This window comes from Pseudoalteromonas luteoviolacea S2607 (assembly GCF_001625575.1).
GTDB classification, from domain to species: domain Bacteria; phylum Pseudomonadota; class Gammaproteobacteria; order Enterobacterales; family Alteromonadaceae; genus Pseudoalteromonas; species Pseudoalteromonas luteoviolacea_E.
On record NZ_AUXV01000045.1, the window covers coordinates 93,892 to 107,071 of the forward strand.

Below are 13,180 nucleotides of genomic sequence, written 5' to 3' on the forward strand. Positions count from 1 at the left end.
GTGTAAATAAGAGAAGGAAAGTTATATGAAACTATTTATAGCGTTATTATGTTCTACTTCTTTTACTGGGGTTGCCTCTGAGACGCTGGGGGATTTTAGCGACATGGTTGTTATTCCAGCGGTAAAAACGGTTTCGGTTTCCAGTTATACGCGTGCTCAATTTGACGAAGCACGGACTTTGCGAAGTAATTCAGCAACAGAAGAGCATATTGGTAAAATTTACTCTACGCTAACGCCAGATGAAAAGATTCAGTACAAGTTTGAAAAAGGAATATTGTCTACCACTGTAACGTTTGACCAATACCAAACAGCCATATCACAGTCAAATAAGTCCCGAACAAGGACAAGCCATTACATATTCTGGGGTAAATAGGGCAATAAAAATGCGATATGCTGTTAAGGCCAGTTAAGCAGCATATCGCGAAAGTGGTGCATATAGAGTTTTAGTTATTAATTACAGCCTTTTTGAATAGTTGTAGTCCACACCCTTACAACGAAATCGTTATAATCGGCATCATTTTGGTCTTCCCAGAATTGCTTGTCTCCGTAAACTCTATAGTTTCCGGTCAAGTGGTTTGCATTTCCATTTATCGCTAAAACATAGTTATAGCTGTGGCCTTGAAGTACATCGTAGCTACCAGAGCCGCCGTATTCGTCAAGTAGTTTCACGTAACTACCGTTAACTGTTACGCCCCAATCGTTGTTATAACCGGCGCTTTCACTGACGAACTGGTAATTAATACGCGTATAATTATCCGGTGTACAAGCTGGGTCATTGTCTATGATTGTGCCAAGTGCCGAAGCCGTGCCAGTAGCATTTTGATCTGCACTCGCATTAAGCGTAAAGGTCTCGTCACTTTCGTGAACTTGGTCATCTAATGCATCGATAAACACGCTCGCTGATGTATCGCCGCTAGGGATAGTCAGTGTAGACTGACCCAAGCTGTAATCGCTGTTGTCAGTAGTGCCATCTGTAATACTCAAGTCGACCGTGACATCTTGGTAGTAACTATTACTCAATGTCACTTGATACTCTAACTTACCAGCTTCTAAGGCCGAATCAGTAACCGCTTCTAATGTAATAGAAGGGAGTGGGTCGGTTTCACATGTTGGAGTTGTATAACAGGCGACTTCTTTGTCTGTATTTGAAGCTAAGTCATTTATCCGTACAGGGACTGTTGCCAACAAGCAAGTGTTACCAGATTGAGGGTTAAGTTTGTATAGTTTTGACTTGTTAACGTGCCCGTAGTCATTAATCAGTGTGCGGCTAACGACTATTTCACCGCTTTGGTTTAATGCTGCACCCGTAGCTGCAGTCAGAGAATGGTTTGCAAGCTTGGTCACGCCATAGGTTGTTTTATCAATTTGGTAAACTGCACGGCTTGTGATCAAGTACCAATTACCATTTTGAATGACTAAGTCGCCTCTGAACTTGCCTTTCAATGAACCTAAAGTACCTAGCTCAATCGTAGTGCCAGAGTTTTTATCGATTTGATAGAGTTTTTTAAAGTCTGTTCCCAGTAAAGCATCACGTTCAGCGTCGTATACAAGACTGAGCACTTGAGTTGTACGCCCAACTATAGTGTGTGTGTCTGTATTGAAGTCATAATATGCAAGGCGAATATACTTGAAGCGATTACCTTCAATAGGTAAATGTTCTTTTTGTTCGGCAGACAGGTTCAAGTGGCTGGTATCTACTTCATACTCAATTGGACGAGGGGCCGAGATGTAATACATGCGCTTACTGGTGCTGTCGTATGCGAGAGCAGATGAGCTAAATTCTGCTAGCGTTTGAGCAAAAGCACTGTCAGTTTGTTCATTGAGGCCAAAAAGAATGCCTACATCTCCTCGCCCAGCATTAATACCATACAATTCACCGCTACAGGTGTTGGCGAGGCTAAGCGGTGAAAACGACGCTGTTACTAGAGTTAATAAAGTGAGTGATGTTTTAAGCATGGTAACAAACTCTGGTCGGGTTATCCTAATTAAGCTAACACAACACAAAGTAATGACACATCGACTTCCAATGTAAGATGTGAACTCTTAATCCTTCGAGACGGGCGCTTCCGTTATTATCTTTGCAATCTCATTCTATTATTCCTCTGCATGAACAAAATTGCAACAATAAATTAGTACAAATGGATTAAAAGTCAGCGGAGGTTAAGCGTTTTTCTTCGATTCCAAGTAGTTAGGCAATAACTCGTCGACAATTTTTTTTGCAGGTAAGGTATACCTTACTCCATTGAACATCACTGAGGTATGCTCATCGATACCGGTGATCCCTGTTAGTGTCCAGCCTTCACCTTTTTCTTTACATAGTACTTTTGTTGTAGGAGGAATAACTGTAAATTCGGCATTATTTTCGGTCATATTTTTATCTTCACTGGACATTCTAATAAGATTGGGTAGTTTATACCAAAATAATAAAAAATCGACCAAATTGGTGAAATGGAATTACTGACAACAAGGCTCGTATTGCGCTTGGTAAATTATCGAGATAGCCAAGTCTTACATGACATATTAAATGATCCGCAAGTTAGCTATTTTAATGATTATGGCAACGCACTAAGCATACAAGATATCAAAGCAATGATTCAAAGTGACCTTGAGCTTTTTTATCAGGGTGTGGGCGTGCGCATGATGCTAATTAAAGAGGGCGTCCGAATAGGCTCAATCGGTTTATTTGACTATTGTGACAGCACTTCAAGAATATATGTGGGTTACGAGCTTGCTCCGCAATATTGGAATCAGGGGTTTATGAGAGAAGCCGCCAACTGTTTACTTAGTTCGATAAATTTAGTGTTATCTAAAGCTTTGGTCGAAGAGGTGAGGGCAAAGGTGTCTTCGAAGAATATTCGCAGTCTAAATCTATTGACGCACCTTGGCTTTGAAAAGCGGCATAGTGAATATCGACTATGCCTTTGTGATTCAAACAGGAAAATACTGATTAAGGATTAAATTCCTTTTTTACTGAATAGCGTAACGCGGTCTGAAACGAGTGTGACTGTAATATTTTTGCTCTCATCACCCCAAACACAATTCGTATGTAGTGTTTTTTCTTCGCATGAATCAGCCGAGCCTAAAACTTGCTCAAGTTCTGTTTTTTCCATCCCAACGGAGATTTTTTCGTAATTTTCTATAGTCACCTTTGAGCAAGCAGTTAAGCTTAGCAACGCTGCAATCGTTAAAAGTTTTTTCATTTTGGTTATCCTATTAATGTTTGAATTTCCTAATTTGGAAAATAATGCCCATTTTCGGGTGATCTAAGTAATGAATGTCGCCACTATACACGCGTGTAAACTGTGACATTCTAGCGGACTCTAATTCGCCTTCTTCGGTTAAATATCGATAATCAAAGTTACTCGTAACATATAAGTAATGACGAATATGAATTTTTACCGTCCCGTCTAACTCCCAAAGATCTTCCCCTTGGGTTTTAATTGCACGCTGTGGTGCAGAACTTAGTAAACTGATAAAGCTGTCGCTTTGTCCGTCACTGATATATCTATAACTTGCAGGTTGCTCAAACTTCATACCACCGTACACAACAACATTAGGCGCGCGCTTTTTGCTTTGGTCAGGGAATCGCCATCCAGTATGTAAAATAGGATTTTTCCCTTGTCGCTCTAGTTTTTTTCTAATTGCGTCAAACCTCAGCTGCTCAGGCGCAAGAAGATACATAGATTGCATATGATCCAGAGGCTCACTTACAGGAATAACAGGTAGCTTCTCATAACGCTCAACATAGTTAATGTTGTCATCACAATACCAAGAGCTTTGCTGCCGAGTGAACTTTTCTGTTACAGAGCGAGGGTCGTAGTTCACATCACCTGATAAACATGCTTGGTGCCCAACGTTATTAAACCCCTTTGTAAGTAAATCAAGACGCTTTTCTCTTGGGATTGGTCCGGTTTCTATTGAGAAGTCCTCACGAATTTCAGCGCCTTCTTTTTGTGAAAAGGCGATTAACTCTACCTCAAACCAGCGTACTGCCAATGCTGGTGTTGCGACCATACCCAACGTACCTAAAAGAATTGCTTTTAGTACAAATTGCTTCATGCAACCGCCTTTTTCTGAAAGTCATCCATCATGGCCTTAACGAGTTTAAGTCGCTCCTGTCCATTTTTTTCTTCTATATTAAAGCGTAACTTACTTGCGCCTTCCATTCTATATATTGCAGGGTTGCTTTGTATCAAGCCGATAATGAATGTTGGGTTAACGCTCGTCGTGTTACTAAACTCAAAGTAACCGCCTTTGGGGTTCGCTTCAATTTTATTAATACCGAGTTGCTGAGCTTTGCACTTTAATAGCTGAATATTGAATAAGTGTTTGGTCGCGTCAGGTAAAAGGCCAAATCGGTCGATAAGTTCAACCTTTAATTCGTCCAGCTCAGGTTCGGTGTTCATGCTAGCAATTCGTTTGTACATACTCAGACGAATGTTTACATCGTGAATATAGTCGTCTGGTAGTAATGCTGGTATTTTTAAGTCGACTTCACTTTGTTGTTGCAGCAAGTTCTCCAAAGTTGGTTCTTTACCATCCTTTAGAGCTTGAACTGCTTGTTCAAGCATCTCCATATACAGAGTGAATCCAACGGTTTGAATTTGACCACTTTGATCATCTCCGAGCAGTTCACCTGCCCCCCGTATTTCCAAATCATGGGTTGCCAATGCAAAACCAGCGCCTAGGTCCTCTAATGACTCAATAGCTTGTAAACGTTTAACGGCATCTTTGGTCAACGCCTGACTATTTCTGGTCAGCAAATATGCATATGCTTGGTGATGGCTTCTTCCTACACGGCCTCGTAATTGGTGCAATTGTGCCAAACCTAATTTATCGGCTCTATCCATGATAATGGTATTGGCGGTGGGAATATCTATACCCGTTTCAATGATTGTCGTACAAACAAGGACGTTATGCTTTTGGTGATAGAAATCACTCATTAAATGTTCTAATTCACGTTCGCGCATTTGGCCATGAGCCACGGCAATACTGGCCTCAGGTACGAGCGCTGAGATATCTGCTGCGGTTTTTTCGATTGTTTCGACGTTATTGTGTAAGAAGTAAACCTGACCACCACGCTTAATTTCACGCAAAATTGCTTCACGGATTAACTCATCGTTGCGCTCACGTACAAATGTTTTAACCGCTAAACGCTTTGCTGGTGGCGTTGCAATGATTGAAAGGTCTCTCATTCCACTCATTGCCATGTTAAGCGTACGAGGAATAGGCGTTGCTGTGAGCGTTAGGATATCAACATCCGCTCTGAGCTTTTTGATCTTTTCTTTTTGCCTTACACCGAAGCGGTGCTCTTCGTCGACAATGAGCAATCCAAGGTCTTTGAATAAAATACTCTCCTGAATAAGCTTGTGTGTGCCTATGACGATATCAATCTTGCCAGACTCAAGCCCTGCGAGCGTTTCTTTTTGCTCTTTGGTGCTATTAAATCTAGATAAGACACCCACTTCTATAGGCAAATCGGCAAAACGATCTTTGAAATTTTCGTAATGTTGCTGAGCAAGTAGGGTGGTTGGAACCAATACCGCTACTTGCTTGTTGTCATTGATTGCGACGAATGCGGCCCTCATGGCGACTTCAGTTTTACCAAATCCAACATCACCACAAACAAGTCTATCCATTGCTTGGTTAGTTTGCATATCTCCAATGACTGCTTCTATGGCATTACGTTGATCATCTGTTTCTTCAAAGGGGAAGCTATCACTGAATTCACGATATGCACTGCCTTCTAGCTTGAACTGGTGACCGGGTTTACTTTGTCTTTTAGCATAAATATCCAATAGCTCTGCCGCTACGTCTCGCACTTTCTCAGCGGCTTTACGTTTTGCTTTCTCCCAAACGTCCGAGCCAAGTTTATGAAGTGGGGCACTCGCTTCTTCACCGCCAGAGTAGCGACTAAGCATGTGCAAAGATGAAACCGGCACATACAGCTTTGCATCTCCTGCATACGTGATGGTAACAAACTCAGTGGCAACTCCGGCTGCATCTATCGTCTGAAGGCCCAAGTAACGACCAACACCATGGTCCAAATGAACAATCGGCTGCCCTTCTTTTAGCTCAGCTAAATTGCGAATGAGGGCATCTTGTCCTTGTTCATACTTGTGTTTACGGCGACGTCTTTGAGATACCTTAATGCCGAGCAGCTCTTGCTCAGTGATAAGCGACAGAGGCTTCTCGCCGGCAAGAAAAACGGAAGATTCTAAAGGGCTGACGATGAGCCCGACATCAGATCTGCCGCTTACAAACTTTTCGAAGCTTTCAAACTCTTTAAGCTTTAATCCAGATGGTTTTAAAAGGGTTAATAGTGATTCACGTCGCCCATCAGATTCAACACTGAATAAGACTTTTCCTTTGAGCTTTTTCTGGTTTGCTATGTAATCAATAACCGCATGATAAGGATCGGCATGTTTATGGTCGACTCTGACATCATCAACCAATTTCGCGTTGAGGTTGGTGTGACCAGCCTTGGTGCCAAGTTTTGCTTCACTTAAACGAATGCGAGGGAAATGCGCGAAAGCTTCAAACAAAGATTCTACATTGAGGTATAACTCTTTTGGCGCCAGTAGTGGGCGCAATGGATCGACGCGTCTATTTTCATAGCGTTTGCAAACGTCCATCCAGAATTCATTTGCCGCGTGTTCAACATCTCCAAGGTGCATAAACACGGCGTCACTTGGCAAGTAATCGAAAATTGTTGCTAATTTATCGTAAAACAGAGGCAAATAATACTCGATACCAGCAGGCCAGTTGCCCCGTGTGACTTGCATATAGATTGAGTCTTGCTCAGAGCTTGCACCAAACGTTTCTCTATATTTAATTCTAAAACGTTCAATGTCTTCCTCATTCGTAGGAAACTCGTGTGCTGGTAGCAGGTCAATAGCATTTATGGTGTCGCTTGAGCGCTGTGACTCGATATCAAATAGACGGATGCTATCGAGCTCATCATCAAAAAAGTCTAGCCTGTAAGGTCGCTCGCTGCCCATCGGGTATAGGTCGATAATCGACCCTCGTACAGCAAACTCACCATGTTCCATAACCTGTTGCACATGACGGTAGCCAGCTTGTGTTAGCGTGTCTTTTAGCGCTTGTGCATCTATAGAGTCACCGGTTTTAAACTGTAAAGCATTGCCATATATGAACTCAGGTGGCGCGGTTCGTAACATAAGTGTGGAGACAGGTACAAGTAACACACCTTGTTGTTTTTTTTGAAGCGCATTCAAGCTTGCTAAGCGCTGAGAAATAATATCTTGATGGGGTGAGAAATGATCGTAGGGTAGGGTTTCCCAATCAGGAAAGACCATCACATTATCATCACCAATCAGATATCCAAGCTCTGTTTCTAGGCGCAGGGCACTGGGCGTATCTGGCGTGACCAAAACCACTAAAGATTGGTTTTGTTTAACCCCTTCACTGATGGTAATTGCCAAACTGCTACCAAGAAGTTGACCCCAATGGATTTTGTCTTTTTGTGATTTTACCCAAGGTAGCTCATTCCACTGCACTAGCGCCATTATTAACTCCTAACTGCTTAATCTCGGTATATTTTACATAGGTCTTGATAATGATCTATACGCCTATCTCTCAAATAGGGCCAAATACGGCGTACAGATTCACTACGATTTTGGTCTATATCTACGACCAATACTTGTTCATTTTCTTCTGAACCATGAGCTAGTAACTCTCCTTGAGGGCCGGCAACAAAAGAGTTCCCCCAAAATAAAATCCCGTCACTTTGATTACTTGGATCTGATTCATGTCCAACTCGATTTACGCTTATCACCGGGACGCCATTTGATACGGCATGCGCTCTTTGCGCGATCATCCATGCATCTCTTTGGCGAACTTGTTCGTCTTTGTCATCACGTGGATCCCAGCCAATTGCAGTTGGGTAAATCAATAACTCTGCACCAGCCATTGCCATCAACCTGGCACCTTCAGGGAACCATTGGTCCCAACAAACGAGCACACCAAGTTTACCTACAGAGGTTTGAATGGGCTCAAAACCTAAATCTCCAGGAGTAAAGTAAAACTTTTCATAAAAACCAGGGTCATCAGGAATATGCATTTTTCTGTATTTTCCTGCCAGCGTTCCATCGGACTCGATAACAACAGCGGTATTATGATAAAGACCAGTAGCGCGCTTCTCAAACAAGGACGCAACAATGACAATATTAAGCTGTTTAGCTAACTCTCCAAGTGCCGTAGTGCTTGGACCTGGGATAGTTTCTGCTAAGTCGAATAGATTGGTGTCCTCAGTTTGACAAAAATATAAGCTGCGGTGTAGTTCCTGTAGAACAACCAATTTTGCACCTTGCTGAGCAGCTTCTTTTATCCCTGCAATGGACTTTTCAAAGTTTTCTTCTAAATTGTCGCTGTTGCTGTGTTGTATCAGCGCGACTTTCAAATTATTGTTGCTCATTTGGACTCCTACTTTAAAAAGCCTTGAGGTAATTGCATCGTGATACAGTGTAAACTACCAAACTGGTGAATGATTGGTAGGCAGTCTATACCTATCACTGTTCTTTCTGGGTGAGCTTTTTGCAATTGCGTTAGTGCGAGCGCATCTTTTTCATCGCCATAAATTGGCAGCAATACCGTATCGTTGATGATTAGGTAATTAGCGTATGTCGCTGGCAACCTGTCACCATCATGGTTGTATTTGGCACTTGGCCAAGGTAAAGGTACAAGCGTGTATGGTTCGCCAGTTGGTGTAGTAAATGTTTTAAGTTGTGACTCCATTGCTTGCAAGGTTTCATAATGCTCATCTGCTTCGTCGTCACATTGTACATATACCAATGTGTTGTTTGGCGCAAACCTGATCAATGTATCGATATGGCTATCGGTGTCATCACCAGCTAAATACCCGTGGTCCACCCATAAAAAGGATTTTGCACCTAACTCGACTTTTAACTTTTCTTCTAATTGCGCTTTGTCTAAATGAGGGTTTCTATTTGGGTTGAGTAAACACTCTGAAGTTGTGAGTAACACCGAACTTTCATTGATTTCAACGCCTCCGCCCTCAAGTACAATATCGACTTGTTGAACTAAGTTATTAGGTGAAGCTAGTTGTTTGCACAGTGCTGAGTTGATTTGTGTATCCAGCTCGCTTGCGTATTTATTGCCCCATCCATTAAATACGAAATCTTTGATACAAAGATTCCCTTCGCTATCGGCGGTAGTTAACGGGCCATGATCTCTTGCCCAAGTGTCATTGCAAGGCGCATCGACAAACTGAATTTGAGTCATGTCTACACTTGCTTCACTGAGCAACTGAATTACATGGTCTTTTAATTCTTGGTTATGCGTAACAATAACGACTTTTTGAACTTGAGAAATGTGTTGGCAAAGGGCCACATAAACTGGTTCTACTTGGTCGAGGATTTCAACCCAGTCAGTTTCTTTATGCGGCCAAGTGAGCATCACAGCGTCTTGCGGTGACCATTCAGGTAATAATGTAAAACTCATGACGATTGTAATTTTTAATTGCTAGGGGCTAAGTGTATCACTGGTTTGCACAGAGTCAGCTATTTTGTGTCAGAATCACTGTCCGATTGGCGCTTTTTTAGCTGCCTTGTTTGTGCATGCAGACTCGCACGTACTAAAAGCTCTTGATCCGAGTCCCTTATTTGAGTAAATGCGAGTGTGTACTGAATTTGGTTATCTTCTTTTTGATGCGTCTCAATGATTTGGCTATAGCAAAATATGGCACTTGCTTCATGTTGTAAAAAAATCTTAGTTCGGAAATTTTGGCCAACACTAAATTGCTCATCAGAGGTGACTTTAATTCCACCACCGCCGTAGCTGTCGCAATAAGACGTGTCATCTTCCGGCTGCTCATTCGCAAGTATGTGACTCATGATAAGATCAATTTTTCTTGATTGAGCTTGTAAATAGGCTGCTAAGTCACTGGCTACATCGCCAAGGTTTCTAAGTGGTCTAAGTGCGTTTAAATCTAGTTCATTTATCTCATTGGCTAGTTTAAACAGGGGGGGAATAGCAGCTTCGAGTTGCGCCGCATTTTTGGGCACCATGTTCTGCTCGACAGGAAACAAGTTAATTTGGTTTGTTTCGTCAATCTGAAAGTACTGTTCAAAATTTTCTTTTAATTCTGTTTGCATTTAGTTGCCAATGTTACAGGGCTAGATGAGCGATTGTTGTATTCTCTCCACTCTAGCCCATTAAATCAAGATGTTAGAGTTTTATACTTTAAATTGCTCCAACATATTTTCTTGTTTTGCGATTTTGTCCACCTGTGACTTCATCGTATGGTCAACAACTTTCGCCTCGTCAACGACCGTATTAGAAAGGTTTCTAATTTCGGATGCGTTGTGATCGACCGCTTCAACGACCGTACGTTGCTCTTCTAACATACTCGCGATGTTTACGTTAAGCTCAACAATATGGTTAATTGATTCCCTAATTGCGTGCAATGCGTCTTTGGTTTCTTCTGCTTTGACCACTGTTTTCTCAACAATTGTTTGGCTTTGCTTCATAACACCAACCGCATTTTCGGCGCCTGACTGCAATTGGTCAATCATCGACTTGATTTCTGTTGTTGCTTCTTGCGTCCTTTGTGCAAGGGTCCTCACTTCATCTGCAACAACGGCAAAGCCACGTCCTGATTCACCTGCTCGTGCAGCTTCTATCGCTGCATTTAGTGCAAGTAAGTTGGTTTGCTCAGCGATGCCATTAATTACCGAGAGTATCTGTTCTATGCCCGAAGAAGACACTTCGAGCTCATTGACCACATCTACTGCACGTTCTATCTGGGAAGAAAGTTCAGCAATTGAGGTTGTTGACTGTACGACAATACCTTCGCCATCTGACGCAAGGCCATCTGTTGTTTTAATCGCTTCCGCTGCCTGTTGTGCGGTATTAGCAACTTGTTGCTCAGTGTTAGACATATTAGCCGTTGCATCAACCAATGAGTTAAGCGATTCCAATTGCCTTTGGATAGCTTGCGTTGCGTGATTAGCTCCAGCTGATGTTTGCTTGGCATCAGCCAGTACTTCATGACCTAAGGCTTGAATTTCTGCGATGATGTTTTGTAGCCGAGAGGTAAAGAGGTTAAAGTTTTCGGCAAGAGCAGAAAATTCTGGTTCTTTTGAAGCTTGCAGCCTCACCGTCAAATCTGCATTACCACGTGCAATATTTGACATCGCTGTATTAATTACTTCTAAAGGTCTAAGCAAAATATTAATAACATAAGAAAGGGCAATAAAACTTGCCACAACGGCAATGATGGTCACTATGGTCGCGTCGTAAGCGAGCGTATCCATTGCCGAAAAGACTTTCTGTTTTTCAAGTGCGACGCCAACAAACCAGTCATAACCTTCGACCGCTTTGAACATGACGAGATATTCAACGCCGTTAATTTCAATTTCTTGCGATGATTCTCTAATGACGGTGTTTCCTAAAAAGTTTTTAGCCGGTTGTCCATTCATTGACACATTGGGATGAGATATAGTGTCGCCACCAGAGCTAACCATAAATGCAAACCCAGCATCAAAAAGATTAAATGAATTAATCATCTCTCCCAGCTTTGCGAGGCTAACATCATAAAAAATAGCGCCGTGGAATCGACCATTCTTTTTGACGGGCGCACCAATTGATACAACGATTTCTCCGCTAACAGCGTCCGCGTATGGTTCGGTTACAACAAGCTTACCTGCTGCTTTGGCGTCTTTATACCAAGGTCTAACTCGAGGATCCCAAGTTGAGCCAGGGTCCCAATTAGGGTCGCTGGCGACATATTTCCCAGAACTTTCTTCTCCATAACCAATAAGTATGAACTCAGAAGTCAGTTTAGATTGAGAAATCATTGGATATGCATCTTGCAATGAGTCTACTTGTTCTACGAGCCCCGTAGATAGCGCAGCGAGGTTCATTGAACCTTGCATTTGTGCGGTAACAGTATTACTTATCCCTTGAATCACTTCTTCCATACTATTAGTGACTTGTTGTTCTAAATTATCTTTAAGAAGGAAATACTGTTTTAGTGAGAGCAAAAACAAAGCAAGCACTAATACACAGGCAGAAACGGCGACTACTTTAAACTTGAACTTCACTGAACGTCTCCCATGAATGAGCTTATTATTAAAGGTAAATCATTAGCCAATAGTTGCAATAAATTCCTAGAATTTAAAGTGTTTATTTACAAAATGGATACAAAAATTTTGAAATTAAAGAAATTAGGCCGACTCAAGGTCCGAATAAAGCTCTTCTATTTCATCTTCTGAAAGCCCGATGAAGTCCAGCACTTCGTCACTGATAGCTACCCATTCTTCATCGGTCGCAAGTGAGCCTGCTGTTTGTCTCATGAAGTTACCATGGCGTGCCAGCTTTAATATTGAGAGTAGTTCTAAGCTTAGAGTATCTAATTCTCCCGAATGGAATATTCCACTGGCGTCATGCTGATAATAAATGACGTTAATCATAGGCTTTGGTAGCTTCCATTGTTGAGCAAGCAACGCACTTATTGTGGCATGGCTAGTGTTATATTTTTCGAATTCAAATGCGCTTGCTTTACTCCACCCTTGTGCATTTGCGCAGTCTAATACCTCTTGATAATCATCAAAATGCACGCACAACAGAGGAATGCCAACAGTATGAAAGAGACCTAGCATATAAGCGTGATTTGCAAGGGCTGGCTTGTTTAACTGATTACAAAGGGCTGTACATAGCTGAGCAATGTCACTTTGTTCAGTCCAAAAGTTTTCAAGTGATTTTGGGGTTTCGACAGTTGCTTTGACTGCAACGGCTTTGACAAGCGGAATTAATCTTTTTAACCCCAAAATCATAATTGCTTGTTCCAAGGATTCGATTTCTCTAGCCCGTCTAAATGCCGCTGAGTTAACGACCTGCAATACCGCAGCACTCATTGCGACGTCACCTTGCAGTATTTTAGTAATCTTTGATATATCGGGTTCTGCTGATTTTGTTTCTTGAGAGAACTCTACAAGTGCTTCGGGCCTTGGGGGGATAGAAATTGTTCGTAAGATTTGTTTTTCTTGTGGTGTTAAAGATATGGCCATTACTTCGCTCACTTCATCTTATTTATATCTAAGAATAGTAAAAAATAGCCAAACTGGGTAAACGAGTTGAAATGCTCCTTTTAGTGGGCATAAAAAAGGCCAGCAAAGGCTGGCCTAATAAATATGTA

The 13,180-nt window shown here is 41.9% G+C and carries 12 protein-coding genes; 2 read left to right on the forward strand and 10 right to left on the reverse strand.

Going from position 1 to position 13,180, the window contains the following annotated elements; all coding sequences use genetic code 11:
* Window positions 1–25: 25 nt before the first annotated feature.
* Entirely contained in the window at window positions 26–373 is a 348-nt protein-coding gene (locus N480_RS16650) for a hypothetical protein (RefSeq protein WP_063373573.1), read from the forward strand.
* Window positions 374–450: 77 nt separating this feature from the next.
* On the opposite strand, the gene N480_RS16655 is transcribed toward N480_RS16650, so the two are convergent.
* Together N480_RS16655 and N480_RS16660 are read right to left on the reverse strand one after the other, a co-directional pair.
* Window positions 451–1,956 (reverse strand): Calx-beta domain-containing protein, encoded by a 1,506-nt coding sequence (locus tag N480_RS16655; RefSeq protein WP_063373574.1) that lies wholly within the window; start codon window positions 1,954–1,956, stop codon window positions 451–453.
* 204 nt (window positions 1,957–2,160) lie between these two features.
* Entirely contained in the window at window positions 2,161–2,370 is a 210-nt protein-coding gene (locus N480_RS16660; RefSeq protein ID WP_063373648.1) for a hypothetical protein, read from the reverse strand.
* Window positions 2,371–2,448: 78 nt separating this feature from the next.
* On the opposite strand from N480_RS16660, the gene N480_RS16665 reads away from it, so the two are divergent.
* Window positions 2,449–2,958: a GNAT family N-acetyltransferase gene (locus N480_RS16665; RefSeq protein WP_063373575.1), complete on the forward strand. Its 510-nt coding sequence runs from the start codon at window positions 2,449–2,451 to the stop codon at window positions 2,956–2,958.
* On the opposite strand, the gene N480_RS16670 is transcribed toward N480_RS16665, so the two are convergent.
* The 8 genes from N480_RS16670 to N480_RS16705 form a co-directional block, all read right to left on the reverse strand.
* Window positions 2,955–3,200 carry a hypothetical protein gene (locus tag N480_RS16670; protein WP_063373576.1) on the reverse strand — a complete coding sequence of 82 codons (246 nt, stop codon included), beginning with the start codon at window positions 3,198–3,200 and terminating at the stop codon, window positions 2,955–2,957. The genes N480_RS16665 and N480_RS16670 overlap by 4 nt on opposite strands.
* A 13-nt stretch (window positions 3,201–3,213) precedes the next feature.
* Window positions 3,214–4,059: a CsiV family protein gene (locus N480_RS16675; protein ID WP_063373577.1), complete on the reverse strand. Its 846-nt coding sequence runs from the start codon at window positions 4,057–4,059 to the stop codon at window positions 3,214–3,216.
* On the reverse strand, window positions 4,056–7,529 hold the full coding sequence (gene mfd / locus N480_RS16680; RefSeq protein WP_063373578.1) for a transcription-repair coupling factor: 3,474 nt from the start codon (window positions 7,527–7,529) through the stop codon (window positions 4,056–4,058). The genes N480_RS16675 and mfd overlap by 4 nt, the downstream gene beginning before the upstream one ends.
* Window positions 7,530–7,546: 17 nt before the next feature.
* Window positions 7,547–8,437 carry a carbon-nitrogen hydrolase gene (locus N480_RS16685; protein ID WP_063373579.1) on the reverse strand — a complete coding sequence of 297 codons (891 nt, stop codon included), beginning with the start codon at window positions 8,435–8,437 and terminating at the stop codon, window positions 7,547–7,549.
* A gap of 8 nt (window positions 8,438–8,445) precedes the next feature.
* Complete coding sequence (locus N480_RS16690; protein WP_063373580.1) at window positions 8,446–9,483, reverse strand: agmatine deiminase family protein; 1,038 nt, start codon at window positions 9,481–9,483, stop codon at window positions 8,446–8,448.
* Window positions 9,484–9,542: 59 nt separating this feature from the next.
* Complete coding sequence (locus N480_RS16695) at window positions 9,543–10,136, reverse strand: PilZ domain-containing protein (RefSeq protein WP_063373581.1); 594 nt, start codon at window positions 10,134–10,136, stop codon at window positions 9,543–9,545.
* An 81-nt stretch (window positions 10,137–10,217) separates the two neighbouring features.
* Window positions 10,218–12,086, reverse strand: coding sequence for a methyl-accepting chemotaxis protein (locus N480_RS16700; protein WP_063373582.1), 1,869 nt, complete (start codon window positions 12,084–12,086; stop codon window positions 10,218–10,220).
* A 123-nt stretch (window positions 12,087–12,209) separates the two neighbouring features.
* Window positions 12,210–13,052, reverse strand: coding sequence for an HDOD domain-containing protein (locus N480_RS16705; RefSeq protein ID WP_063373583.1), 843 nt, complete (start codon window positions 13,050–13,052; stop codon window positions 12,210–12,212).
* Window positions 13,053–13,180 lie beyond the last annotated feature (128 nt).